Origin of the sequence: Caballeronia grimmiae, from assembly GCF_022879615.1 — a bacterium.
GTDB lineage: Bacteria > Pseudomonadota > Gammaproteobacteria > Burkholderiales > Burkholderiaceae > Caballeronia > Caballeronia grimmiae.
Genome location: NZ_CP084271.1, coordinates 1,101,145 through 1,127,492, shown reverse-complemented (window position 1 = coordinate 1,127,492; position 26,348 = coordinate 1,101,145). Strand labels below are relative to the sequence as shown.

Genomic DNA, 26,348 nt, shown 5'->3' with positions numbered 1-26,348 from the left:
ACCCCGCCGACGATCATAGGCATAAACCCCCGATTGTATCGAATGGATAATTCCGCCGCGTCACCCGCCAGAGCGCGCGTCGTGCTCGATTCGAACGTGTGGATCGACATCCTCGTGTTCGACGATCCCGCCACCCGGCCGATCCGCGCCGCGCTCGAAGCCCGCACGCTCGACGCGCTGATCGATGCCCGCTGTCTCGCCGAACTGACGCACGTGCTCGACTATCCGCAGTTCGTGCGCATCGGCATCGACAAGGCAGCGGCACTCGATACGCTCGCGCGTCTGTCGACACTGATCGCACCGGAAGCGCCGGCGGACGAGCGGCCTTTGCCGAAGTGCCGCGACCGCGACGACCAGAAGTTTCTCGAACTCGCGCATGCATCGAACGCGGACTGGCTCGTTTCGAAGGACCGCGCGGTGTTGAAGCTCGCGCGCCGCGTCGCGCGCGATTTCGCGTTCCGTATCGCCGAGCCGAAGCCGTTCGTCGCGGCATTCGAAGCGGGAGTCGTCGCCGAACCTGCCTGAAAGCGTGCGCGAGAACCGCACAGCCCACGTCCAACAATCACCATGAACGCCATGCACTCCATGCCTGAAGCGTCACCCGAGCTGTCCTTTCCGTCGCGTCTGCCGAACGTCGGCACGACCATCTTCACCGTGATGAGCGCGCTCGCCGCACAAAAAGGCGCGGTGAATCTCGGTCAGGGCTTTCCTGATTTCGATTGCGATCCGCGCATCGTCGATGCTGTCGCCTCAGCGATGCGCGACGGCCACAATCAGTATCCGCCGATGGCCGGCGCCGCGCCGCTGCGTCAGGCCATCGCGCGCAAGATCGAGGCGCTTTATGGCCGCGCCTACGAAGCCGACCGCGAGATCACCGTCACCGCGGGCGCGACGCAAGCGCTGCTCACCGCCGTGCTGTGCTGCGTGCATCCGGGCGATGAAGTCGTCGTGATCGAGCCGATGTACGACAGCTACGTGCCCGCGATCGAACTGGCGGGCGGCAAGCCCGTGTTCGTATCGCTCGAAGCGCCGGACTACGCACTCCCGTTCGACAAGATCGCCGCCGCGATCACGCCGAAGACGCGGCTCCTGATGATCAACACGCCGCACAATCCGACCGGCCGCGTCTGGCGCGAAGCGGACATGCGCAAGCTCGAAGACATCGTGCGCGGCACCAACGTGCTGATCGTCTCCGATGAAGTCTACGAGCACATGGTCTACGACGGCGCGCCGCACGAAAGCGTCTCGCGCTATCCGGAACTCGCAAAGCGCAGCTTCGTCGTGTCGAGCTTCGGCAAGACGTTTCACGTGACGGGCTGGAAGCTCGGCTATGTCGCCGCGCCCGCCGCGCTCACCGCCGAATTGCGCAAGGTGCATCAGTTCAATGTGTTCACGGTGAACACGCCGATGCAGATCGGCCTTGCGCACTATCTCGAAGACCCGAAGCCGTATCTGGAACTGCCCGCGTTCTATCAGAAAAAGCGCGACTTCTTCCGCGCGGGCCTCGCGAACACCCGCTTTTCGCTGCTGCCTTGCGACGGCACGTACTTCCAGTGTGTCGATTATTCGGCGATCAGCGACATGTCCGAGGCCGACTTTGCGCAATGGCTCACGAGCGAGATCGGCGTCGCGGCCATTCCGGTGTCGGCGTTCTATCACGAGCCTCACGAATCCGGCGTCGTGCGTTTCTGCTTCGCGAAGAAGGAAGAAACGCTGGCGCTCGCGCTGGAGCGGCTGAGCAAGCTCTAGACGTCGATTCCGCTGCCGGACATTCAGATCAGACGAAGCACATCGAGGAGACGAAACGCATCATGAGTCCGCAGGAATACAAGATCGACACGCTCGGCATCGTCGGCAGCGGCGCGATGGGACGCGGTATCGCCCAGATCGCCGCGCTCGCCGGGCTGACCGTGCGTCTCTACGATTCAAACCCGGCCGCGCTCGACGCCGCGCGCGCGTATCTGTCGGAGACCTTCGGCAAGCTCGCCGCCAAGGGCAAGATCAAGGAGGCCGACGCGCACGCCGCGTTCGCCCTCGTCCACGATGCGCAAGACCTGAGCGAGCTTGCCGATTGCGGCGCGGTCGTCGAGGCGATCGTGGAGAAACTGGACATCAAGCGCGAACTTTTTCGCGAACTCGAAGCCGTGGTCGGCGCGTCCTGCATTCTGGCGTCGAATACGTCGTCGCTGTCGATCACCGCGATCGCCGCGGGCTGCTCGAAGCCCGAGCGCGTCGCGGGCTTTCACTTCTTCAACCCGGTGCCGCTGATGCGCGTCGTCGAAGTCATCGACGGACTGCGCGGCGATCCCCGCGCCGGCGATGCGCTGATGCAGCTCGCGCGCCGCATCGGTCACACGCCGGTGCGCGCGAAGGACATGCCGGGGTTCATCGTCAACCACGCGGGACGCGGCATGAACACCGAAGGCCTGCGCGTGGCGAGCGAAGGCGTCGCGAGCTTCGCGGATATCGACCGCATCATGCGCGAGCAGGCGGGCTTCAGGCTCGGGCCGTTCGAACTGCTCGACCTGACCGCGCTGGACGTCTCGCACCCGGTGATGGAATCCATCTATCACCAGTTCTACGAGGAGCCGCGCTTCACGCCGTCGCCCATCACCGGCACGCGGCTCGCGGGCGGGCTAATCGGACGCAAGGCGGGCGAAGGCTTCTATCGTTATGTCGATGGCAAGCAGCAAGCGCCCGAAGAAGCGCCCGCGCCGACGCAACTGCCGGCGCGCGCGTGGATCAGCCGGGCATCGCACGCGGCGCGCGAGCAAGTGCTGAAAGTGATTGCCAAGCATGACGCCGGCATTCACATCGATTGCGGCATCACGCCCGCGCCGGAATCGCTGATCGTCGTCACGCCGCTCGGCTTCGATGCAACGACGACCGCCGTCGCCGAGCATCTCGACGCCACGCGCGTCGTCGCGGTCGACACGCTTTTTCCGCTCGATACCGTCGCGCGCCGCACGGTCATGACGACGCCCGCGACCACGCCCGCGATGCGCGACGCCGCCCACGCGCTCTTCGCCGCCGATGGCGTGCCCGTCACCATGATTCGCGATTCGACCGGCTTCGTCGCCCAACGCGTCGTGGCGACGATCGTCAACATCGGCTGCGATATCGCGCAGCAAGGCATCGCGACGCCGGAGGATATCGACCTCGCCGTGACGCTCGGGCTTGGCTATCCGCGCGGGCCGCTCGCGCTCGGCGACTCGCTCGGCGCGACGACTATCCTCACGATCCTGCGCAACATGCAAAGCGTGCTCGGCGATCCGCGTTACCGCCCTTCGCCGTGGCTCACGCGCCGCGCGCAGCTCGGACTTTCGCTCACCCACGACGAGGAGCGCCGATGAGCGCCGAACTTCTGACACACCGCCCGGCGGGCAGCGACACCACGCTCGTGCTGAAGCTGTCGAATCCGGGCGCACGCAACGCGCTGCATCCCGACATGTACGCGGCGGGCATCGAGGCGCTGTCGACCGCGGAGCGCGATAGCTCCGTGCGCGCCATCGTGCTCACCGGCGCGGACAACTTTTTCTGCGCGGGTGGCAATCTGAATCGCCTGCTGGAGAATCGCGCGAAGGAGCCATCGGTGCAGGCCGAAAGCATCGACTTGCTCGCGGAATGGATCAGCGCGCTGCGGGCATCGACCAAACCGGTGATCGCGGCTGTCGAAGGCGCGGCGGCCGGCGCGGGCTTTTCGCTTGCGCTCGCGTGCGATCTGATCGTCGCCGCCGACGACGCGCGCTTCGTCATGTCGTACGCACGCGTCGGCCTCACGCCGGATGGCGGCGCTTCGTGGTTTCTCTCCCGCGCGCTGCCACGCACGCTCGCGAGCGAAGTGCTGCTCGAAGCAAAGCCGATCGGCGCGGTGCGGCTGTATGAGGTGGGCGTCGTCAACCGGTTGACGAAGAAAGGCATCGCGCTGGATGCGGCCATCGCCTGGGCCGACGATCTCGGCAGCGTGTCGCCGAAGGCGCTCGCGCGCATCAAGTCGCTGATCAACGCAGCGGACGTGCAGCCGCTCGCCGCGCATCTCGATCTGGAACGCGACTGCTTCGTCGATGCCCTCCATCACGGCGATGCGCTCGAAGGCATCACCGCGTTCCTCGAAAAGCGCCAGCCCAACTACCGTTAAGTCATGGCTCACTACGAACTGCCGAAACGGCGGCGCATCTTTCTGATGCGTCACGGCGACGTCACTTATTTCGACGACACCGGCCGCGCGATCGATCCCGCAAGCGTGCCGCTTAACGAACGCGGCCGCGAGGAAGCGAGCGCGGCCGGGCGCGAGTTCGCGGCGCAGAAGATCCGCTTCGATCGCGTGATCGCGAGCGGCCTGCCGCGCACGGTCGAGACGGCGCAACGCGTGCTCGCGGAAACGGGGCAAGCGGCGGAAATCGAAATTTGGCCGGAGTGGCAAGAGATACGCGGCGGCCGGCTCGCGAACCTGTCGACGAGCGACATCGAGCGCGCGTTTCTCTCCGTGTTCGATGGCGTCGTGCCCGAAGACACGCAGTTTCTCGGCGGCGAGACGATCGGCGAATTGCTCGACCGCGCGTTGCCCGCGATGGCCCGGCTGCGAGCGGACACGGCGTGGGACACGGTGCTGCTCGTGCTGCACGGCGGCGTCAACCGTGCGCTGCTCTCGCATGCGATCACGGCGGGCGGACGCGCGTTCTACGGGCATCTGTCGCAGGCGACGGGCTGCATCAACGCGCTCGATGTCGGCGACAAAAGCGGCGACTGGGTCGTCCACGCGATCAATCATTCGCCGCCCTCGCCGCTGCACGCCGGCATCCGCAATACGACGATGGAACTGCTTTACGCCCAATTCGTGCGATTCAAGGCGAGCGGCATGAACTGACGACGCTTCGCTCACAAAACCGGAGGAGACAATGCCCGACAACGACACAGACAAGCACTCCGATTTTTCAGCATTCGAAGGCACGCGCCCCGTTCACGAACGGCAGCGCTTCGATACCGGCGCGCTCGCCGCGTGGCTCGCATCGCACGTCGATGGCTTCGCGGGGCCGCTCGACATCGAGCAATTTGCAGGCGGCCAGTCCAACCCAACGTTCAAGCTCGTTACACCGTCGCGCTGTTTCGTGATGCGTGCGAAGCCCGGCCCGGCCGCGAAGCTGCTGCCGTCGGCGCACGCGATCGAGCGCGAGTACCGCGTGATGGACGCGCTCGCCGCCACCGACGTGCCCGTCGCGCGCATGCTGGCGCTTTGCGAGGACGAGAGCGTGATCGGCCGCGCGTTCTATGTGATGGAGTTCGTCGACGGCCGCGTGCTGTGGGACCCGTCGCTGCCCGGCATGACGCAGGCCGAACGCGCCGCGATCTACGACGAAACCAATCGCGTGATCGCCGCCCTTCATACGGTCGATGCCGAGGCCGCCGGTCTCGCGAGCTATGGCAAGCCGGGCAATTACTTCGAGCGGCAGATCGGGCGCTGGAGCAAGCAGTACGTCGCATCGCAGACGGAGGACATCGATGCGATGAACCGGCTGATCGACTGGCTGCCTCGACACCTTCCCCCTCAGTCGGAACGCAAAGTGAGCGTCGTGCATGGCGACTTCCGGCTCGACAATCTCATCTTTCATCGCGACGAGCCGCGCGTGCTCGCCGTGCTCGACTGGGAACTCTCGACGCTCGGCGATCCGCTCGGCGACTTCGCGTATCACTGCATGGCGTGGCATGTCGATCCGTCGCAGTTTCGCGGTATCGCCGGACTGGACTGGGCAGCGCTCGGGATTCCGGACGAAGCCGCGTATGTCGCGCGTTATTGCGAGCGCACGGGCTTCACGATCGAAGGCGACTGGAACTTCTACCTGGCGTACAACATGTTCCGCATCGCAGCGATTCTGCAAGGCATCATGAAGCGCGTCGCCGATGGCACCGCCGCGAGCGCGCAGGCCGTCGACGCGGGACGCCGCGCCCGCCCGATGGCCGAACTCGCGTGGCGATATGCGCAGAAAGCCGGACGATGAACACAACGGGGACACGACCGCATGAACTTCGATTACACGCCGCAAGTCGACGCGCTGCGCGAGAAACTGCTTGCGTTCTTCGATGCGCACATCTACCCGAACGAGCGCGCGTTCTTCGATGAGATCGCAGCGAATCGCGCGGCGGGCAATGCGTGGGTGCCGACGCGGCTCGTCGAAAGCCTCAAGGAAAGAGCCCGCAGCGAAGGACTCTGGAATCTCTTTCTGCCCGCGTCGGAACGTGGCGCGGGCCTGACGAACCTCGAATACGCGCCGCTTTGCGAGATCATGGGCCGCGTGCCGTGGGCGCCGGAAGTGTTCAATTGCAGCGCGCCCGATACCGGCAACATGGAGACGATCGAGCGTTACGGCACCGACGCACAGAAAGCGCAATGGCTCGAACCGCTGCTGCGCGGCGAGATCCGCTCGGCGTTCCTGATGACGGAGCCGGAAGTGGCGTCATCGGATGCGACGAATATCCGGTGCAGCATCGTGCGCGACGGCGACAGCTATGTCATCGACGGTCACAAGTGGTGGTCGTCCGGTGCGGGCGATCCGCGCTGCAAGCTGTTCATCGTGATGGGCAAGACGAATCCCGACGCACCGAAGCACGCGCAACAGTCGATGATCCTCGTCCCGGCGGATGCGGACGGCATCACGATCCATCGCCCGCTGAACGTCTTTGGATACGACGACGCGCCCCACGGCCACATGGACATCACGCTCAATCGCGTGCGCGTGCCCGCTGCGAACATGCTGCTGGGCGAGGGACGCGGCTTCGAGATCGCGCAGGGACGGCTCGGGCCTGGGCGCATTCATCACTGCATGCGGCTGATCGGGCTCGCGGAACGCGCACTCGAACTGATGACGAAGCGCGCACTTTCACGCGTCGCGTTCGGCAAGCCGATTGCGGAGCATGGCGTGACGCAGGAACGGATCGCGGAGGCGCGGATCATGATCGAGCAGGCGCGGCTTCTCACGCTGAAGGCCGCGTACATGATGGACACCGTCGGCAACAAGGGCGCACGCGGCGAAATCGCGATGATCAAGGTCGTCGCACCGAACGTAGCGTGTCAGGTCATCGACTGGGCGATACAGGCACACGGCGCCGGCGGCGTCTGCGATGACTTTCCGCTCGCGTACGCCTATGCGTCGGCGCGGACCTTGCGCCTGGCGGACGGACCCGACGAGGTTCATCGCAACGCGATCGCCCGGCTCGAGTTGGCGAAATACATCGCGCGCGAGTAGCGACCCGGCGCGCGACGGCTGCCTTCAAGACTGCGATGCCGGCTCGCGCAATCCGAACAACGCGGCCGAATCGACCGTCAGGACGAGTTCGCCGTCCTGGTTATGCGCTTCCCAGCGCGTCGACACGATGCCGCGATCCGGCTTGCTCTTCGACACGCGCTTGTCGAGCACGCGCACCGTGAGGCGCACCGAATCGCCGACGCGCACGGGCTTCAGCCAACGAATGTTGTCGAGGCCCGGCGATCCCATCGATGTCGAATCGGCGAGCATGTCGCGCACCAGAATGCCCATCATCGCCGAGCAGGTGTTCCAGCCGCTCGCGACGAGCCCGCCGAAATGCGACGCCCTGCCCGCTTCCTCGGAGAGATGGAACGGCTGCGGATCGTAACGGCCGGCGAAGTCGACGATCTCCTCGCGCGTGAACGTATGGGCGCCGAGCGTCACCGCCGCGCCGACTTCAAAGTCTTCAAAGCTGTAGGTCATGCAAAGGTCCTCGTGAACGTCAAACGTTGGTGATGTCGGTGATGGAAAACGCGGGCGACGATGCAAAACGCGCGAGATGATGATCCACGTCGCCGAGCGTCGTCTCGATAATCGACAAGCGCTTAAACCAGTGCGCCACCGGCAACTCGTTCGTCATTCCCATGCCGCCGTGCAACTGCACCGCCTGCTGGCCGACGAAGCGCGCGGCCTGTCCGATACGCGCCTTCGCCGCCGATATCGCTTGCGCGCGCGTCGCGGCGTCGTCGTGCCGGCAGCGCGCGGCGGCGAGATAGGTGATCGAGCGCGCCTGCTCCGTGTGAATCAGCATGTCGACCATGCGATGCTGCAACGCCTGGAACCGCGCGATCGGCCCGCCGAATTGCTGGCGCTCTTTCGTGTAGCCGACCGTCGCGAGATTGAGCGCATCGAGCGCGCCGAGCGCTTCGGCGCAAAGCAGGAACGTCGCGTAATCCGCGATGCGCTCGAGCGTGGCTGCGCCTGAGCCAGCGAGGCGCGTGGCGGGCGTCGCGTCGAAGACGAGGGTCGCGGCGCGCTGGCCGTCGATCGTGCGGTATCCGGTGATGCCCGCGTTGGCCGCATCGCGCGCAATGAGAAACAGCGCGATCTCGCCGTCCACGCGTGCCGGCACGATCCAGTAATCCGCTTGCGCGCCGTGCTGCACGACGGACTTTACGCCGGTTATCGCGCAAGCATCGCCGCTCAAGGTGGCCGTCGCGCGCAAGTCGAGCACGTCATAACGCGCGTGCGGTTCGTTGAACGCGACCGTCGAACGCACATCGCCCGTTGCCGCACGCTCGAGCAACTCACGGGCTATCGCGCTTCCCTGCGAAGCGGCGAGCCGCAACGCCTCGATTCCCGTCAGCGTCGCCCAGACCGGCTCGACGACGAGCGCGCGCCCAAGTTCCTGCATGACGACGAGCATATCGACCGGACCGCCATCGAAGCCGCCTTGCGCTTCCGGAACCGGCAGCGCAAGCAGGCCGAGTTCCGCGAAAGCACGCCAATGTTTGTCATCGACGCCGGACTCGGATGCAACGATTTTCTGCCGCATATCGAAGCTGTATTCGTTGTCGAGATAGCGGCGCAGCGCATCGCGAAACTGCTGCTGTTCATCGCTGAAATCGAAGTTCATGGGCGGCTCCTCAAAGTCCCAGAATCATCTGCGCGATGATGTTCTTCTGAATTTCGTTCGATCCGCCGTAGATCGATGTCTTGCGGAAATTGAAGTAGTAAGCAGCGAGCGGCGCGGCGTCATCGTCACCGGTGATGCTTGTTTGCCGCTCGCCGTCGAGGAACGCCGGATCGAAGGCGGCGGCCTGCGGACCGATGGCTTCGAACATCAACTCGGTCAACGTCTGCTGCACTTCCGTGCCCTTGATCTTGAGCATCGAGGCTTCCGGACCGAGGCCCTTCCCGCCCGTCTCGCTCCCGACGACACGCAGCACCGTCACCTCCAGCGCCATCAATTCGATTTCGAGCGCCGCGACCTTCGCCGCAAACAAGGGATCGTGGAGCAGCGGCTTGCCCTCTTTGTTCCGATCGAGCGCGGGGCGCTTGAGAAACGCCAGCTCCCGCTTCGATTGCCCGACGCGCGCGATGCCCGTGCGCTCGTGGCCAAGCAGATACTTTGCGTACGTCCACCCGCGATTCTCCTCGCCGACGAGATTGGCGACCGGCACCTTCACGTCCTCGAAGAAGACTTCATTGACCTCGTGATCTTCGTCGAGCGTGATGATCGGGCGCACGGTGATGCCCGGCGTTTTCATATCCACGAGCAGGAATGAAATGCCCTCCTGCTTTTTCGCGGTGCTGTCGGTGCGCACGAGGCAGAACATCATGTCGGCGTGCTGGCCGAGCGTCGTCCAGGTCTTTTGTCCGTTGATGATGTAGTGCTCGCCTTGCCGCTCGGCGCGGGTGCGCAGCGACGCGAGGTCGGACCCCGCGCCAGGTTCCGAATAGCCCTGGCACCACCAGTCGTCGCCATTGAGGATGCGGGGAAGGTAACGAGACTTTTGCGCGTCGCTGCCGAATTTCATCAGCACGGGCGCGACCATCGACACCCCGAACGGCAGCACGATCGGCGCGCCGGCGCGGGCGCATTCCTCGTCCCAGATGTGGCGCTGCGTGGCGTCCCAGCCGGGGCCGCCGTATTCCTTCGGCCACGCGACCGCCGACCAGCCGCGTGCGGCCAGCAACTTGTGCCAACTGGCGTAGTCGTCGCGGTTCAGGCGTTTGTGTCCGAGAACTTTATCGCGCAGCGCGCGCGGCAGACTGGCGTCGAGCCAGGCGCGGACGTCGGCCCGGAAGGCGTTGTCCGCAGGGGAATAGTCGAGATCCATGCGCGGTGTCTCCTTATCGTGCCGAAGCCTTCGGAGACGCCGCGCTCGCGCTCTACTGCAGCGGCTCCTTCAACGCTGCCGGCACCGGCAGCGGCATCACTTCGATTCCTTCTTCGAGCAAGGCATGCGCGTCTTCCGGCGTCGTGACGCCGCGAATATTGCGCGCGGGCGCTTCGTTGTAATGGATGCGCCGCGCCTCTTCCGCAAAACGCTCCCCCACGTTTTCGGTCTTCTCGACGAGCTCGCGCATGAACTTCAGCGCGCGGGCCTGAAGCGCGGCGGCGTCGGAGGCGGCAGCCGGCGGTTGCGCCGATGCGGGCGCATCTCCGCGCGCCGACGTCAGATTCAGCCGCGGTGCGGACGGCATGCGGCTGACGTCCGTCGCCGAGCAAACGGGACAGGCGACCAGCTTGCGCGCCAATTGCGACTCGAACTCGTCGGCCGAAGCGAACCAGCCTTCAAAGCGATGTTCGTGCGCGCACTTTAAATCGAGGACCTTCATGCTGATGGGGCTTCGTGAAGTTTAATCTCGGAATTGCTGTTTGTGAACGGTCGTTCGTGACGGACATCGACGATGCGTCCGGCTTTTAGATTCTAGCTGTTCAACCGGTGCGACGCTTGGCGGTTGGAGTGCATATAAACGACAAAAGCGGCCACGTGGGCCGCTTTCGGATCCGCTGACGCTTTGGCTCAAGCCTTGACCGGATCGCCCGCCTGCCACTCGCCGGACCGCAGCTTCTCGAGCCAGAACGCGCCGATGATCGTCTTCACGTCGCTGATGGTGCCGTCTTTAACCCACGTCATCAACTGCGCGTGATCCACGATGAACGTTTCGAGGAATTCACCCTCGTCGAGCTTCGCGTCGCCGGCGGTCAGGCCGCTTGCGAGATACAGATCGATGAATTCCGTCGAATACGAAATCACCGGATGAATGCGCGTCAGAAACGTCCACTCACGCGCGCTATAGCCGGTCTCTTCCTGCAACTCGCGCTTGGCGCACGTAAGTTCATCCTCGTTCGGATCGAGCTTGCCCGCCGGAAACTCGAGCACCACGCGGCCGACCGGATAACGAAACTGGCGTTCGAGCAGCACGCGGCCATCGTCGAACACGGGGAGGATCATCACCGCGCCCGGATGCTCGACGAACTCGCGCGTCGCATGCTTGCCATCGGGCAGAGCCACGGTGTCGCGCTTGAGCGTCAGCAACTTGCCTTCGTGCAACGTGACGCTTTCGACCTTTTTTTCGATAAGGCCATCGTCGCTACCGGGAGTGGACGTGTGATCTGCCATGCTGAACCCTAGCTTGGATGCAAACAAGCCGCTGACGGCAGAACCATCAGCGGCGTTTGACGAGGTATTGGTACGTGAAGCCCGGAAACGCGAACACCACGAAGAGACTGAAGGTAATGGCATAAAACTGCCATTCCTGACTGAAGCGATTGCCGGCGCGCGCTTCGAGCGTGAAGCCGAGCGCGCCGACGACGAAGTACAGAACGATCAACTCGCCGATTCTGATCCAGGCGCTTTTCTTCGCCGCTTTACGCCCCGTCGACGCGGCAAGCGGCAACGGCACGACGGCGAAGAGGCGCTGATTCAGGAAGGGGATGTTGGCGCCCACGAGCGCCAACAGCACGATGAACCAGCCCGCCGCCGACATTACAGCGGCAGCGTATGCGAGATCGCCTGCATGCACGCCGTCATCAGCGGACCGGGAACCAGGCCGAGCACCAGCACGGCCAGACCGTTGAACGCGAGCAGCGAACGATTGAATGCACCGGCCACGATCGGCGATGCGTCCTGCGGCGCGTCGAAGTACATCAGCTTCACGATACGCAGATAGTAGAACGCGCCAACCAGCGAAGTCAGGACGGCCAGCACCGCGAGCCACGTAAGGCCAGCGTTCATCGTCGCTTCGAGCACGGCGAGCTTCGCGTAGAAACCGACCGTCGGCGGAATGCCAGCGAGCGAGAACATCATCACCATCATCACGAACGCGAAGACCGGGCTGCGTTGATTCAGGCCCTTGAAGTCGTCGATCATTTCAGCTTCGAAGTCGCGCCGCGCGAGCAGCATGACCACGCCGAAGGTGCCGAGCGTCGTCACGAGATAGATGATGCTGTAGAACATTGCCGAGCTGTAAGCGCCCGCCGCGCCCGTCACCTTGCCGTCCACGACGCCCGCAAGCAGGCCGAGCAGCACGAAACCCATGTTGGAGATGGCCGAGTAAGCCAGCATCCGCTTGATGTTCCGCTGGACGATACCCGTGATATTGCCGACGATCAGCGACAGCGCCGCCAGAATCACCAGCATTTCCTGCCAGTCCACCGCCAGCGGCAGCAGGCCCATCACGAGGAAGCGCAGGCCCCAGGCGAACGCCGCGACCTTCGGGCCGCCGCCGGTGAGCAGCGTCATGGCGGTCGGTGCGCCTTGATAGACGTCGGGCACCCACATATGGAACGGCACCGCGCCCATCTTGAACGCCACGCCCGCGACGATGAAGATCACGCCGAAGAGCAGCACGGCGTCGTTGATGCGGCCGGAAGCCACCGCCTTCAGCACTTCGTTCAGTTCGAGCGAGCCGGTCGCGCCGTACAGCATCGACACGCCGTAGAGCAGGAAACCGGAAGCGAGCGCGCCGAGCACGTAGTACTTCATCGCCGATTCGTTCGACTGCGGCGCGTCCTTGCGCAGCGCGATGACCGCATACAGCGACAACGACATCAGTTCCAGACCGAGATACAGCGTCAGGAAGTTGTTGCCCGAAATCATCACGCACTGGCCGAGCAGCGAGAACAGGCCGAGCAGGAAGAAGTCGCCGCGGAACAGATCTCGGTCTTCCAGATACTTGCGCGAATAGATGATCGACACCGCGTACCCGAGCGTCACGACCGCTTTCATCGCGCTCGCGAACGGATCGACGACATACATGCGCGTGAAGAAGTAGTGCGGCGTCGGATCGAGCGCGGTGAAGGCGAACCACACGCCGACGACGATCGTCGACAACAGCGCGATCAGGTAAGTGACGCGACGGCTCGACGGTCCGAAGATGGTGTCGTTCAACCAGGCCACGACGACCGCGGCCATCAGGACCGCGTCGGGCAACAGCACACTCATAGGGGCGTTTTGCATGATCTTTTAGTTCCTCCGCACGGCGTTACTGAGCCAGCGGCAGCTTGGACTGCGCGACGTGGGAGAGCAGGTTTGCCACCGACTCGTGCATCACGTCGGTGAAGGGCTTCGGATGCAGGCCCATGTAAAGCGTGAACAGCGCGAGCACGACGAGCATGAACATCTCACGCTTGTTGATGTCCGCGAGTTTCGCGACGTGGTCGTTCGCGACCGCGCCGAAGTACACGCGCTTGTACATCCACAGCGTGTAAGCCGCGCCGAGAATCAGCGTGAACGTGGCGAGGAAGCCAATCCAGAAGTTGAACTTCACGGCAGCCAGAATCACCATGAATTCGCCGACGAAACCCGACGTGCCCGGCAAGCCGCAGTTGGCCATCGCGAACAGCATCGACAACGCCGCGAACTTCGGCATCGTGTTGACGACGCCGCCGTAATCCGCGATCTGGCGCGAATGAACGCGGTCATACAGCACGCCGATCGAAAGGAACATCGCGCCCGAGATGAAGCCGTGCGAGATCATCTGGATGATCGCGCCTTCGACGCCCAACTGGCTGAAGATGAAGAAGCCGAGCGTGACGAAGCCCATGTGCGCAATCGACGAATACGCGACGAGCTTCTTCATGTCCGCCTGCACCATCGCCACGAGGCCGATGTAGATCACGGCGATCAGCGACAGCGTGATGACCACGGGCGCCAAGAAGTGGCTCGCGTCCGGCGCGATCGGCAGCGAGAAACGCAGGAAGCCGTATGCGCCGAGCTTCAGCATGATCGCCGCCAGCACGACGGAGCCGCCCGTCGGCGCTTCGACGTGCGCGTCGGGCAGCCAGGTGTGGACCGGCCACATCGGCACCTTCACGGCGAACGCCAGGAAGAACGCGATGAACAGCAGCACCTGCGGCGTCATGCCGATTTTCGCGGCGTGCCACGTGGCGAGGTCGAACGTGTGCGTCTGCGTGTACAGGTACAGCAGCGCGACCAGCATCAGCAGCGAGCCGGCCAGCGTGTACAGGAAGAACTTGAACGCCGCGTACACACGGTTCGGGCCGCCCCACACGCCGATGATGATGTACATCGGAATCAGCGTGGCTTCGAAGAACACGTAGAACAGCATGCCGTCGGCCGTCGAGAACACGCCGATCATGATGCCCGAGAGGATCAGGAAGGCGGCGAAGTACTGCGACACGCGCTCGGTGATCACTTCCCATCCGGCGATCACGACGATGACGGTGATCAGCGCGGTCAGCACGACGAACCACATCGAGATGCCGTCCACGCCCAGGTGATACGTGATGTTGAACCGCTCGATCCAGTTCGCCTGCTCAACGAACTGCAACGCGGCGGTCGACGAATCGAAGCCGGTGATCAGCGGAATGGTGACGATCAAACCGAGAACCGAGCCGATCAGCGCGACCCAGCGCGCGGGCGCCGGGTTGCGGTCATTGCCTACAGCGAGAACCAGGAGGCCGAATACGATCGGCAACCAGATCGCGACACTGAGAATCGGAAAAGAGTGCATGGGGTCCCTCGCCTTATTTGCCGCCGAGCGTTACAAACAGGGTCAACAGCCCCAACATGCCGATAATCATGGCGAACGCGTAGTGATAGATGTAACCGGATTGAAGGAAGCGGATGACACCGGCGAACCAGCCGACGAATCGCGCACTGCCATTGACCATGCCGTCGATGACGACCACATCGCCCTCTTTCCACAGGCCACGGCCGATGGCGATGGCGCCCTTCGCGAAGACCACTTCGTTGATCTTGTCGAAGTAGTACTTGTTGTCGAGCAGCGTGTAGATCGGGCCGAAGCGGCGGCGGATGACCGGCGGCAGATCCGGGCGCTTCATGTACAGGAACCACGCGACGACCACGCCCGCGAGCGCCAGCCACACCGGCAAGCCGGAGACCGAATGCAGGCCCATCGCGAACCAGCCGTGGAATTCCTCAGCCATTTCGTGCATGCCTTCGTGGTTCTCGGCGATGTAGATCACCTTGTCGAACACGACGCCGTGCGAGAAGAAGTCGCCGAACAGCATCGGGCCGATCATGATCGCACCGATCACGACCGACGGAATCGCGAGCAGGATCAACGGCAGCGTGACGACCCACGGGCTTTCATGCGGCTCATGCGCGTGGCCGTGGTCATCGTGACCATGACCGTGGCCGTGCGCTGCTTCTTCGGCGCCCATCGGCGACTCAGGGTGTTTCGGACCGCGGAAACGCTCCTTGCCGTGGAACACCAGGAAATACATACGGAACGAGTACAGCGCCGTGACGAAGACGCTCGCCACCACCGCGAAGTACGCAAAGCCAGAACCCGGCAGATGCGAGAGCTTCACTGCGTCGATGATCGAGTCTTTCGAGTAGAAGCCCGAGAAGAACGGCGTGCCGATCAGCGCGAGCGAACCGAGCAGCGACGTGATCCACGTGATCGGCATGTACTTGGCCAAGCCGCCCATGTTGCGCATGTCCTGATCGTGGTGCATGCCGATGATGACCGAGCCCGCGCCGAGGAACAGCAGCGCCTTGAAGAACGCGTGCGTGCCCAGATGGAACACGGCGACCGGATACGCCGATACGCCGAGCGCGACCGTCATGTACCCGAGCTGAGAAAGCGTCGAATAAGCGACGACACGCTTAATGTCGTTCTGCACCACGCCGAGGAAGCCCATGAACAGAGCCGTGATCGCACCGATGACGGTCACGAACGATAGCGCCGCATCCGAATGCTCGAACAGCGGCGACATGCGCGTCACCATGAAGATGCCGGCGGTCACCATCGTCGCCGCGTGAATCAGCGCGGAGATCGGCGTCGGGCCTTCCATCGAATCAGGCAGCCACACGTGCAGCGGGAACTGCGCGGACTTGCCCATCGCGCCGATGAACAGGCAGATGCACGCCACCGTCAGCAGGCCCCAACTCGTGCCCGGGAATTGCATGCTGGCGAGCTTGTCGCCTTGCGCGAAGACATCGCCATAATTGAGCGAGCCGGCGAACGCGAGCAACAAGCCGATGCCCAGCAGAAAGCCGAAGTCGCCGACGCGGTTCACGAGGAACGCCTTCAGGTTCGCGTAAATGGCGCTTTCACGCGTGTAGTAGAAGCCGATCAGCAGGTACGACACGAGACCCACCGCTTCCCAGCCGAAGAACAGCTGCAGGAAGTTGTTGCTCATGACGAGCATCAGCATCGAGAACGTGAAGAGCGAGATGTACGAGAAGAAACGCTGGTAGCCGTCCTCTTCCGCCATGTAGCCGATGGTGTAGATGTGGACCATCAGCGAGACGAAGGTGACGATGACCATCATCATCGCGGTGAGCGAGTCGACCAGGAAGCCGACTTCCATCTTCAGCGAGCCGAGCGACATCCACTGATAGATGGTCCCGTTGAAGCTGGCGCCCTTCATCACGTCGGCGTAGACGATCGCCGACAGGATGAATGAGATAAAGACGCCGAGAATGGTCACGCGATGCGCGCCCTTGCGCCCGATGGCCTTCCCGAGCAGCCCGGCGATCAGCGAGCCCGCGAGCGGCGCAAGCGGGATCGCAAGCAGTAGGTTTTCGTTGAGTGTCGTGGACATAACAGCCTAGCCTGAAATTAACCTTTGAGCTGATCGAGATCCTCGACGTTGATCGTGTCGAGGCTACGGAACAGGGTCACGAGAATCGCGAGACCGATCGCGGCTTCGGCGGCGGCCACGGTCAGGACGAAGAACACGAAAATCTGGCCGTGCACGTCGCCCAGATAGTGCGAGAACGCGACGAAATTGGTGTTCACCGCGAGCAGCATCAGCTCGATGGCCATCAAGATGATGATCACGTTGCGGCGGTTCAGGAAGATCCCGACGATGCTGATCGCGAACAGGATCGCGCCGAGCACCAGGTAATGAGCAAGACTCAACATGTTTAGATTTCTCCTCTGCGCTCAGCCTTTGTTGTCGACGGTGCCCGCGCCGACATTGCCGGTCACGGCGGGCTCGACAGACGCGTCCGGCGCCTGCTTCTCCGCTTGCATCTTCACGAGGCGCACGCGGTCTTCGCGGCGCACCTTGACCTGCTCGCTGACGGTTTGCGTCTTCTTGTCCTTCTTGTCGCGGATGGTGAGCGAGATCGCTGCGATGATCGCGACGAGCAGCACGAGGCCCGCGATTTCGAACGCGAAAATGTAGTCGGTGTAGATGACCTTGCCGATGAGTTGCGTGTTCGGCATGACCGCCGCCCCGCCGACGCCCGCGCCCGCTGCCGCATCACGCAGCGGCGCGAAGGTGTCCCCGTAGCCGTGCCACAGGATCAGCGCGGTCTCGATCACGATGATCGCGCCGACGATGGTCGCGAGCGGCACGAAGCGCCGGAAGTCGCGTCGCAGCACGTCGATGTTGATGTCCAGCATCATCACGACGAACAGGAACAGCACCATCACGGCGCCGACATACACGAGAACCAGCAGGATCGCGAGGAATTCGGCTTGCAGCAGCATCCAGATCGCGGCCGCGTTGAAGAACGCGAGCACGAGAAAAAGCGCGGACGACACCGGATTGCGCGAAGTGATCACCTTCAGCGCGGACACGGTCAGCAGCAGCGCGAAGATATAGAACAGTACGGTTGTGAATTCCATGATTACCGGTTCATCGTTAGGCCATCATCAGGCATGGTGTGTCGGCGCGCGTTTCTTTTCGCGTGCGCCGACACCAAAGCAGAATCGCTTCGTGTTCGATGCCGGTTTGCGCGAAAGCATGACGCCTGGTTCTTTCCGCGCGGCGCCGACACCGAACTCGCATCAACGGTAAGGAGCGTCGGCCGCCTTCGATGCGGCGATTTCCTTCTCGTAACGATCGCCCACTGCAAGCAGCATGTCCTTCGTGAAATACAGATCGCCGCGTTTTTCGCCGTGATACTCGAGGATGTGCGTCTCGACGATCGAGTCGACCGGGCAGCTTTCTTCACAGAAGCCGCAGAAGATGCACTTGGTCAGGTCGATGTCGTAGCGCGTCGTGCGGCGGGTGTTGTCCGCGCGCGTTTCCGATTCGATGGTGATCGCGAGCGCCGGGCATACCGCTTCGCACAGCTTGCACGCGATGCAGCGCTCTTCACCGTTTTCGTAGCGGCGCAGCGCATGCAACCCGCGGAAGCGCGGCGAAACCGGCGTCTTTTCTTCCGGGAACTGCACGGTGATCTTGCGCTGGAACGTGTAACGTCCCGTCAGCGCCAGACCCTTCAGCAGCTCGGTCAGGAAGAAGGTCTTAAAGAAGTTCTGAATGGCATTCATGATGATTTTCGTCCGCTCTTTCGCCGTTACTTCCAGATGTTGAGCGGCGACATGATCCAGAAGCCGACCACGACCACCCACACGACCGACACCGGCAGGAAAACCTTCCAGCCGAGACGCATGATCTGGTCATAGCGGTAACGTGGGAAAGTCGCGCGCGCCCAGATGAAAATCGACAGCAGCAAGAAGACTTTCAGCACGAGCCAGAAGACGCCGGGGATGAACGACAGGAAGCCGAACGGTGCATCCCAGCCGCCCAGAAACAGCGTCGCCGCGATCGCCGAAATCACGATCATGTTGATGTATTCGGCCAGGAAGAACAGCGCGAACGCCATGCCCGAATAGTCGATCATGTGACCCGCGACGATCTCCGATTCGCCTTCCACGACGTCGAACGGGTGACGGTTCGTTTCGGCGATGCCCGAGATGAAGTACACGACGAACATCGGCAACAGCGGCAGCCAGTTCCACGACAGGAAGTTCACGCCGAAGCCCGCGAAGATGCCGCGCTGCTGCGAAGCGACGATGTCCGACATGTTCAGTGTGCCGGCGACCATCAACACGACGACCAGCGCGAAGCCCATCGAGATTTCGTAGGACACCATCTGCGCCGCCGCGCGCATCGCGCCGAGGAACGCGTACTTCGAGTTCGATGCCCAGCCCGCGAGAATCACGCCGTACACGCCGATCGACGAGATCGCCATGATGTACAGCAGGCCCGCGTTGATGTTGCCGAGCACGGCCTTCGCCTGGAACGGAATGACCGCCCACACGGCGAACGCCGGAACCACGGTCATGATCGGCGCAATCACGTAGATCCACTTGCTGGCTTGCGTCGGCTGAATGACTTCCTTCAGCAGCAGCTTCAGCACGTCCGCGATTGGCTGCAACAAGCCAGCCGGGCCGACGCGGTTCGGTCCGAGACGCACGTGCATCCAGCCGATGAGCTTGCGCTCCCAGAGAATCAGGTACGCGACGCACAGCAGGATCACCACCGCCACGACGACGATGCGCACGAGCGCCCACACGGTCGGCCATGCAACGCCAAGAAGCTGCGTGCCGCCTGCGTTGATCGTATCGAACAAGCCCATTACGCCTTCTCCACTACCAGTTCACCGAACAGGCCGCCGAGTGCCGCGCCAGCCGCCGTCGCGGCCGGCACGCGGACCACCGATTCAGCCAGATTCGCGTCACGGACCGCGGGCAGCACCACCGACAGGTTGCCTTGCTTGACACGCACCGCGTCGCCGTCCTTCAGGCCGAGCTTGTCGAAGAGCGTCGTCGGCAGGCCGGCGACATTCGCGTCGCGCGCCGCTGCGGTCAGATGCAGCGACGGCGCGCGGCGCACGAGCGCGTCGGCGTGATAGATCGGCACATCGGCAAGACGCTCGAAGCCGCCCTTCACCGCGATGTTCGACGCTGCGCGCTTTGCCGCGACCGTCGTCTTGTTCGACAGGCGCGTGGTCAGATCACCCGTGCCGAGCGCCGCGATGCGCACTTCTTCGGCGGTGTCGAATTCGAAGCCCGGCAGGCCGAGCATCGTGCCGAGCACGCGCAGCACCTTCCAGCCCGGACGCGTATCGCCGAGACCGCGCACGACGCCGTTGAACGACTGAGCCGTGCCTTCCGCGTTGACGAACGTGCCCGATGTTTCCGTGAACGGCGCGATGGGCAGCAGCACGTCCGCATACTCCATGCCGTGCCTGAACGGCGACATCACGACGACCATTTCCGCCGACTTCAGCGCAGCGATGGCTTGCGCCGGATTGGCCGTGTCGAATTCCGGCTCCGCGTTCAGCAGCACGTAGCCCTTGCGCGGTTGTTCGAACACTTCGCGTGCATTGAGGCCGCCTTCGCCCGGCAATGCGTCGACGAGATGGGCGCCGACCGAGTTTGCACCTTCGGTCAGGAAGCCGAAGCTCGCGCCGGTGTTATCGGCGATCCACTGCGCCGCCGCTTGAATCTGCGCGAAATCAGGATGCTGAACCGCGACGTTGCCGAGCAGCACGACGCGCTTCTCGCCCGCCGACAGCGACGCAGCAACGTCCTTTGCCGCAGCCGATGCTTCGCGACCCGCGAATGCCTCGGGCAACGCGACGCCGCGCGCCTCGGAGACCGCCGCCGCGATACCCGCCAGTTGATCCAGCCATGCCGACGGCGCCGCCACCAGGCGATGCGCGGTTGGGATCAGCGAATCGTCGTTGCTCGCGTTGAGGAACGTGAGCTTCGCGCCGTTCTTCGCTGCCTGACGCAGACGCGCGGCGAAGAGCGGATGATCGCGGCGCAGGAACGAGCCGATCACGAAAGCGGTGTCGACGCTCGACAGATCCGCGATCTTGACGCCCAGCCACGGCGCGCCCACGCCGACCGGCGCGGAGAAATCGCTTTGACGCAGACGGAAGTCGATGTTCGGCGTGCCGACGCCTTCAGTCAGCGCCTTCAGCAGGTGCAGTTCTTCGATCGTGCTATGCGGCGTCGCGAGCGCGGCGATGGCGTTCGCGCCATGATCCGCCTTGATGCCCTTGATGCCCTTCGCCACGTATTCGAGCGCGGTCTGCCAGTCGGTTTCGATCCAGTTGCCGCCCTGCTTCAGCATCGGCGTGGTGAGACGCTCGTCGCTGTTCAGGCCTTCGTAGGAGAAGCGGTCCTTGTCCGAGATCCAGCATTCGTTGATGGCTTCATTTTCCATCGGCAGAACGCGCATCACGCGGTTGTTCTTCACCTGGACGACCAGGTTCGCGCCGACGGAATCATGCGGGCTCACCGACTTGCGGCGCGACAATTCCCACGTCCGCGCGCTGTAGCGGAACGGCTTGCTCGTGAGCGCGCCGACCGGGCACAGGTCGATCATGTTGCCGGACAGTTCGGAATCCACCGTCTTGCCGACGAACGACGTGATCTCCGAATGCTCGCCGCGGCCCAGCATGCCGAGTTCCATCACGCCCGCGACTTCCTGGCCGAAGCGCACGCAGCGGGTGCAGTGGATGCAGCGCGTCATCTCTTCCATCGAGATGAGCGGACCGACGTTCTTGTGGAACACGACGCGCTTTTCTTCGCTATAGCGAGACTGCGACTTGCCGTAACCGACCGCCAGATCCTGCAACTGGCACTCGCCGCCCTGATCGCAGATCGGGCAATCGAGCGGATGGTTGATCAGCAGGAATTCCATCACCGACTGCTGGGCCTTCACGGCCTTGTCGGACGTCGTGCGCACGACCATGCCCGCGGACACGGGGGTCGCGCACGCGGGGACCGCCTTCGGCATTTTCTCGACTTCGACGAGGCACATCCGGCAGTTCGCCGCGATCGACAGCTTCTTGTGATAGCAGAAGTGAGGAATGTACGTATCGACCTTATGCGCAGCCTGGATCACCATGCTGCCTTCGGGCACCTCGACCGTCTTGCCGTCAATTTCTAGTTCAACCATGATGGGGAATGGTCCTCAACCTCTTTCGCGCAACTGACTTGTGCGCCTGATTACGCGGTAAGCGCTTCGGACGCCGCATGATGTGCGTGCCCGCCGACGAGACAGTGCTTGTGCTCGACGTGATATTCGAATTCGTTCCAGAAGTGCTTCAGCATGCCGCGCACCGGCATCGCCGCGGCATCGCCGAGCGCGCAAATCGTGCGGCCCATGATGTTTTCGGCGACCGAGTTCAGAAGATCCAGATCTTCCTTGCGCCCGAGACCATGCTCGATGCGATGCACGACGCGATAAAGCCAGCCCGTGCCCTCGCGGCAAGGCGTGCACTGGCCGCATGACTCTTCGTAATAGAAGTACGACAGGCGCAACAGCGAGCGCACCATGCAGCGCGTCTCGTTCATGACGATGACCGCGCCCGAGCCCAGCATCGAACCGGCTTTGGCGATCGAATCGTAGTCCATGTCGGTGGCGAGCATCATCTCGCCAGGCACGACCGGCGCGGACGAACCGCCCGGAATCACCGCCTTCACCGAGTTGCCGCGCACGCCGCCGGCGAGTTCCATCAGCGTCGAGAACGGCGTCCCGAGCGGAATTTCGTAATTGCCCGGACGGTTCACATCGCCCGACACCGAGAAAATCTTCGTGCCGCCGTTGTTCGGCTTGCCGAGTTCCAGATAATTCTGCGGGCCGATTTCCAGCAGGAACGGCACCGCCGCGAACGTTTCGGTGTTGTTGATCGTGGTCGGCTTGCCGTACACGCCGAAGCTCGCCGGGAACGGCGGCTTGAAGCGCGGCTGGCCCTTCTTGCCTTCGAGCGATTCGAGCAGCGCCGTTTCTTCGCCGCAGATGTACGCGCCGTAACCGTGATGCGCGTAAAGCTCGAACGAGAAGCCGGAGCCGAGAACGTTCGCGCCGAGATAACCGGCTGCGCGCGCTTCTTCGAGCGCCGCTTCGAACACGCGGTAGACCTCGAAGATCTCGCCGTGGATGTAGTTGTAGCCGACGGTGATGCCCATCGCGTACGCGCCGATGGCCATGCCTTCGATCAGCGCGTGCGGATTCCAGCGCAGGATATCGCGGTCCTTGAACGTGCCCGGCTCGCCCTCGTCCGAGTTGCAAACGAGATACTTTTGCCCCGGAAACTGGCGCGGCATGAAGCTCCACTTCAGGCCGGTCGGGAAGCCTGCACCGCCACGGCCGCGCAGACCCGACGCCTTGACGTCGGCGATCACCTGCTCCGGCGGAATCTTTTCTTCGAGAATGCGGCGCAGTTGCTTGTAGCCGCCGCGCGCAACGTAATCTTCGAGATGCCAGTTCTCGCCGTTGAGGCCGGCGAGGATCAGCGGCTTGATGTGACGATCGTGGAGAGACGTCATTTCGAAAGTTCCTCGATCAACTGGTCGATCTTCTCGCGGCTCATGAAGCTGCACATGCGGTGATTGTTCACGAGCATCACCGGCGCATCGCCGCACGAACCGAAGCACTCGCCTTCCTTCAGCGTGAACTTGCCGTCGGGCGTGGTCTCGCCGAAATCGATGCCGAGCTTCTGCTTCAGATACTGCGCCGCGCTGTCGGAGCCGCCATCCGGGCCCAACTGGCAAGGCAGGTTCGTGCAGAGCGTGATCTTGTGCTTACCGACCGGCGCCAGTTCGTACATCGTGTAGAAGGTGGCGACTTCCTGTACGGCAACAGGCGGCATGCCCAGATAGTCGGCGACGAACTTCATCAGTTCCGGCGACAGCCATCCGTGTTCCTCCTGCGCGACAGCGAGCGCAGCCATCACCGCCGACTGCTTTTGCTCGGCGGGATACTTCGCGATCGCACGATCGATTTCTTTGAGGCCTTCAGCTGAGATCATTTTCAGACACGACTCTTTCAATTCCTACCGAACGAAAACCTGCCGCGACCATCTTATTGCAGCAGACCTGGCGTCCTGCGGTTTCCTGTAATTGCTTCTACGCTTCCCGCTTCGATTCACCGCGACGGCGGCTCGACGAGCGCGCCGTGCTTGCAGCGGGCGAATGGATCAGCGATCGATCTCGCCGAACACGATGTCTTGCGTACCGATGATCGTCACGGCGTCGGCGATCATGTGGCCGCGCGCCATTTCGTCGAGCGAGGCGAGGTGTGCATAACCGGGCGCACGGATCTTCAGGCGGTACGGCTTGTTCGCGCCGTCCGAGACCAGATAGATGCCGAATTCGCCCTTCGGATGCTCGATCGCGGCGTACGTCTCGCCTTCCGGCACATGGAAGCCTTCGGTAAAGAGCTTGAAGTGGTGAATCAGCTCTTCCATGTTGCTCTTCATGCCGACACGCGATGGCGGCGCAACCTTGTGATTATCGATCATCACAGGGCCGGGATTCGCGCGCAGCCAGGCAATGCACTGTTTGGCGATACGCGTGGATTGACGCATTTCTTCGACGCGCACCAGATAGCGGTCATAGCAATCGCCATTCACGCCGACGGGGATGTCGAAGTCGAGCTGGTCGTAGACTTCGTACGGCTGCTTCTTGCGCAGGTCCCATTCGATGCCCGAACCGCGCAGCATCGCGCCGCTCATGCCGAGCTGCAATGCGCGCTCAGGGCTGACCACGCCGATGCCGACCAGACGCTGCTTCCAGATTCGGTTGTCGGTGAGCAGCGTTTCGTACTCGTCGACATGACCGGGGAAACGCGTGAAGAAGTCGTCGATGAAGTCGAGCAGCGAACCCTGACGGTTCTCGTTCATCCTCTCGAGCGCCTTCGCGTTACGAATCTTAGAAACCTTGTATTGCGGCATCGCGTCCGGCAGATCGCGATACACGCCGCCCGGACGATAGTAGGCCGCGTGCATGCGCGCGCCGGATACCGCCTCGTAGACGTCCATCAGGTCTTCGCGCTCGCGGAACGCGTAGAGGAACACGGCCATCGCGCCGACGTCGAGCGCGTGCGAGCCGATCCACATCAGGTGGTTCAGCACGCGCGTGATTTCATCGAACAGCACGCGGATGTATTTCGCGCGCACCGGCACGTCGACGCCGAGCAGCTTCTCGATGGCGAGCACGTAAGCGTGCTCGTTACACATCATCGACACGTAGTCGAGACGGTCCATGTACGGCACGGACTGAATGAACGTCTTGGTTTCCGCGAGCTTTTCGGTCGCGCGATGCAGCAGGCCGATGTGCGGATCGGCGCGCTGGATCACTTCGCCGTCCAGTTCCAGCACGAGGCGCAACACGCCGTGTGCGGCAGGGTGCTGCGGGCCAAAATTCAGCGTGTAATTCTTGATCTCTGCCATGACGCTCTCTTAATGTTTCAGGCCACCGTAGCGATCTTCGCGAATCACGCGCGGCGTGATCTCGCGCGGCTCGATCGTCACGGGCTGATACACGACGCGCTTCTCTTCCGGGTCATAACGCATCTCGACGAAACCGCTCACCGGGAAGTCCTTGCGGAACGGATGGCCGATGAAGCCATAGTCCGTGAGAATGCGGCGCAGATCGGGGTGGCCTTCGAACACGATGCCGTAGAGGTCGAATGCCTCGCGCTCGTACCAGTTGGCTGACGACCAGACGTCGACCACCGACGGCACGATCGGCACGTCGTCGTCCGGTGCGAATACGCGCACGCGCACCCGCCAGTTATTCGACACGGAGAGGAGATGCAGAACGGCTGCGAAGCGCGGGCCTTCGTAGGCGCCGTCGCCATAGGTCGAATAGTCGACGCCGGCGAGGTCCATCAACTGCTCGAAACCGAGCGAGCGATCGTCACGCAGGCGGGTTGCGACTTCGAGGTAATCGGCCGCCTTCACGACGACCGTCAACTGACCCAGCGACTCGGTGATGCTCTGGAGACGGCCGCCAAACGCCGTCTCGAGGTTCGCCTTCAGGGTCTCGAGTTTGCTTGCCATAGTTGGGGAGGCTCAGGCCTTTATTGACGGGCGATGGTGTTGGTGCGGCGAATCTTCGCCTGCAACTGGATCACGCCGTAGACCAGCGCTTCGGCCGTGGGAGGACAGCCGGGAACGTAGACATCGACCGGAACGATTCGGTCGCAGCCGCGCACGACGGAGTACGAGTAGTGGTAATAGCCGCCACCGTTCGCGCACGAACCCATCGAGATGACCCAGCGAGGCTCGGCCATCTGGTCGTACACCTTACGAAGCGCGGGCGCCATCTTGTTGCATAGCGTGCCGGCGACGATCATCACGTCGGACTGACGCGGACTCGGGCGAAACACCACGCCGAAGCGGTCCAGGTCGTAGCGGGCCGCGCCCGCATGCATCATCTCGACCGCGCAGCACGCGAGACCGAACGTCATCGGCCACAACGAGCCGGTGCGCGTCCAGTTGATCAGCTTGTCAGCCGTGGTGGTGACAAAGCCTTCCTTCAAGACCCCTTCGATACTCATTTGATTTCCACTCCAGATGAGCAGCCAGCCAAAGCCGCCCATGAATCCGGTGATCT

At 63.1% G+C, this 26,348-nt stretch carries 26 protein-coding genes; 7 read left to right on the top strand and 19 right to left on the bottom strand.

The features are described from left to right. Positions 1–42: 42 nt before the first annotated feature. The 7 genes from LDZ21_RS05380 (at position 43) to LDZ21_RS05350 (ending at position 7,241) form a co-directional block, all read left to right on the top strand. Positions 43–525: a putative toxin-antitoxin system toxin component, PIN family gene (locus LDZ21_RS05380; protein ID WP_035959359.1), complete on the top strand. Its 483-nt coding sequence runs from the start codon at positions 43–45 to the stop codon at positions 523–525. Between the two features lie 42 nt (positions 526–567). Continuing rightward, positions 568–1,749, top strand: a complete 1,182-nt coding sequence (locus LDZ21_RS05375; RefSeq protein ID WP_244794532.1) for a pyridoxal phosphate-dependent aminotransferase — start codon at positions 568–570, stop codon at positions 1,747–1,749. A 62-nt stretch (positions 1,750–1,811) separates the two neighbouring features. Then, positions 1,812–3,353 carry a 3-hydroxyacyl-CoA dehydrogenase gene (locus LDZ21_RS05370; protein WP_244794531.1) on the top strand — a complete coding sequence of 514 codons (1,542 nt, stop codon included), beginning with the start codon at positions 1,812–1,814 and terminating at the stop codon, positions 3,351–3,353. Continuing rightward, a complete protein-coding gene (locus LDZ21_RS05365; RefSeq protein WP_035959363.1) occupies positions 3,350–4,138 on the top strand; it encodes an oxepin-CoA hydrolase, alternative type in 789 nt (262 codons plus the stop codon). Before LDZ21_RS05370 ends, LDZ21_RS05365 begins: the two co-directional genes overlap by 4 nt. A gap of 3 nt (positions 4,139–4,141) precedes the next feature. Then, complete coding sequence (locus LDZ21_RS05360; protein ID WP_244794530.1) at positions 4,142–4,867, top strand: histidine phosphatase family protein; 726 nt, start codon at positions 4,142–4,144, stop codon at positions 4,865–4,867. A 31-nt stretch (positions 4,868–4,898) separates the two neighbouring features. Next, positions 4,899–5,996: a phosphotransferase gene (locus LDZ21_RS05355; protein ID WP_244794529.1), complete on the top strand. Its 1,098-nt coding sequence runs from the start codon at positions 4,899–4,901 to the stop codon at positions 5,994–5,996. Positions 5,997–6,017: 21 nt separating this feature from the next. Next, complete coding sequence (locus LDZ21_RS05350; protein WP_244794528.1) at positions 6,018–7,241, top strand: acyl-CoA dehydrogenase family protein; 1,224 nt, start codon at positions 6,018–6,020, stop codon at positions 7,239–7,241. Positions 7,242–7,265: 24 nt separating this feature from the next. On the opposite strand, the gene LDZ21_RS05345 is transcribed toward LDZ21_RS05350, so the two are convergent. The 19 genes from LDZ21_RS05345 to LDZ21_RS05255 all read right to left on the bottom strand — a co-directional run bounded on the left by LDZ21_RS05345 (position 7,266) and on the right by LDZ21_RS05255 (position 26,292). Next, positions 7,266–7,724: a MaoC family dehydratase gene (locus tag LDZ21_RS05345; protein ID WP_035959368.1), complete on the bottom strand. Its 459-nt coding sequence runs from the start codon at positions 7,722–7,724 to the stop codon at positions 7,266–7,268. Positions 7,725–7,743: 19 nt separating this feature from the next. Then, a complete protein-coding gene (locus LDZ21_RS05340; protein WP_244794527.1) occupies positions 7,744–8,877 on the bottom strand; it encodes an acyl-CoA dehydrogenase family protein in 1,134 nt (377 codons plus the stop codon). Positions 8,878–8,887: 10 nt separating this feature from the next. After that, complete coding sequence (locus tag LDZ21_RS05335; protein WP_244794526.1) at positions 8,888–10,084, bottom strand: acyl-CoA dehydrogenase family protein; 1,197 nt, start codon at positions 10,082–10,084, stop codon at positions 8,888–8,890. A gap of 52 nt (positions 10,085–10,136) precedes the next feature. Further along, complete coding sequence (locus LDZ21_RS05330) at positions 10,137–10,586, bottom strand: DUF1178 family protein (RefSeq protein WP_244794525.1); 450 nt, start codon at positions 10,584–10,586, stop codon at positions 10,137–10,139. Between the two features lie 188 nt (positions 10,587–10,774). Further along, positions 10,775–11,374 carry an NUDIX domain-containing protein gene (locus LDZ21_RS05325; RefSeq protein WP_244794523.1) on the bottom strand — a complete coding sequence of 200 codons (600 nt, stop codon included), beginning with the start codon at positions 11,372–11,374 and terminating at the stop codon, positions 10,775–10,777. A gap of 46 nt (positions 11,375–11,420) precedes the next feature. Beyond that, complete coding sequence (locus LDZ21_RS05320; protein ID WP_244794770.1) at positions 11,421–11,741, bottom strand: DUF2818 family protein; 321 nt, start codon at positions 11,739–11,741, stop codon at positions 11,421–11,423. Then, positions 11,741–13,213 carry an NADH-quinone oxidoreductase subunit NuoN gene (nuoN, locus tag LDZ21_RS05315; protein WP_244794522.1) on the bottom strand — a complete coding sequence of 491 codons (1,473 nt, stop codon included), beginning with the start codon at positions 13,211–13,213 and terminating at the stop codon, positions 11,741–11,743. Before nuoN ends, LDZ21_RS05320 begins: the two co-directional genes overlap by 1 nt. Before the next feature lie 25 nt (positions 13,214–13,238). Next, positions 13,239–14,729, bottom strand: a complete 1,491-nt coding sequence (locus tag LDZ21_RS05310) for an NADH-quinone oxidoreductase subunit M (protein ID WP_244794519.1) — start codon at positions 14,727–14,729, stop codon at positions 13,239–13,241. A 13-nt stretch (positions 14,730–14,742) separates the two neighbouring features. Beyond that, the gene (gene nuoL / locus LDZ21_RS05305; RefSeq protein WP_244794517.1) at positions 14,743–16,791 is read right to left on the bottom strand and encodes an NADH-quinone oxidoreductase subunit L; all 2,049 of its coding nucleotides are present in this window, start codon (positions 16,789–16,791) and stop codon (positions 14,743–14,745) included. 17 nt (positions 16,792–16,808) lie between these two features. Then, positions 16,809–17,114, bottom strand: a complete 306-nt coding sequence (gene nuoK, locus LDZ21_RS05300; protein ID WP_007588140.1) for an NADH-quinone oxidoreductase subunit NuoK — start codon at positions 17,112–17,114, stop codon at positions 16,809–16,811. A gap of 21 nt (positions 17,115–17,135) precedes the next feature. Further along, the gene (locus tag LDZ21_RS05295; protein ID WP_035959378.1) at positions 17,136–17,825 is read right to left on the bottom strand and encodes an NADH-quinone oxidoreductase subunit J; all 690 of its coding nucleotides are present in this window, start codon (positions 17,823–17,825) and stop codon (positions 17,136–17,138) included. A 162-nt stretch (positions 17,826–17,987) separates the two neighbouring features. Then, the gene (gene nuoI / locus LDZ21_RS05290; protein ID WP_035959380.1) at positions 17,988–18,476 is read right to left on the bottom strand and encodes an NADH-quinone oxidoreductase subunit NuoI; all 489 of its coding nucleotides are present in this window, start codon (positions 18,474–18,476) and stop codon (positions 17,988–17,990) included. Between the two features lie 26 nt (positions 18,477–18,502). Continuing rightward, on the bottom strand, positions 18,503–19,567 hold the full coding sequence (gene nuoH / locus LDZ21_RS05285; protein ID WP_035959381.1) for an NADH-quinone oxidoreductase subunit NuoH: 1,065 nt from the start codon (positions 19,565–19,567) through the stop codon (positions 18,503–18,505). Then, a complete protein-coding gene (gene nuoG / locus LDZ21_RS05280) occupies positions 19,567–21,903 on the bottom strand; it encodes an NADH-quinone oxidoreductase subunit NuoG (protein WP_244794515.1) in 2,337 nt (778 codons plus the stop codon). The genes nuoH and nuoG overlap by 1 nt, the downstream gene beginning before the upstream one ends. Before the next feature lie 50 nt (positions 21,904–21,953). After that, entirely contained in the window at positions 21,954–23,276 is a 1,323-nt protein-coding gene (gene nuoF / locus LDZ21_RS05275; RefSeq protein WP_244794513.1) for an NADH-quinone oxidoreductase subunit NuoF, read from the bottom strand. After that, positions 23,273–23,758, bottom strand: a complete 486-nt coding sequence (nuoE, locus tag LDZ21_RS05270; RefSeq protein WP_035959385.1) for an NADH-quinone oxidoreductase subunit NuoE — start codon at positions 23,756–23,758, stop codon at positions 23,273–23,275. Before nuoE ends, nuoF begins: the two co-directional genes overlap by 4 nt. Positions 23,759–23,926: 168 nt before the next feature. Next, complete coding sequence (locus tag LDZ21_RS05265; protein WP_035959386.1) at positions 23,927–25,180, bottom strand: NADH-quinone oxidoreductase subunit D; 1,254 nt, start codon at positions 25,178–25,180, stop codon at positions 23,927–23,929. A gap of 9 nt (positions 25,181–25,189) precedes the next feature. Beyond that, on the bottom strand, positions 25,190–25,792 hold the full coding sequence (locus tag LDZ21_RS05260) for an NADH-quinone oxidoreductase subunit C (RefSeq protein WP_035959387.1): 603 nt from the start codon (positions 25,790–25,792) through the stop codon (positions 25,190–25,192). A 20-nt stretch (positions 25,793–25,812) separates the two neighbouring features. After that, positions 25,813–26,292 carry a NuoB/complex I 20 kDa subunit family protein gene (locus LDZ21_RS05255; RefSeq protein WP_006052903.1) on the bottom strand — a complete coding sequence of 160 codons (480 nt, stop codon included), beginning with the start codon at positions 26,290–26,292 and terminating at the stop codon, positions 25,813–25,815. Positions 26,293–26,348: the final 56 nt, after the last annotated feature.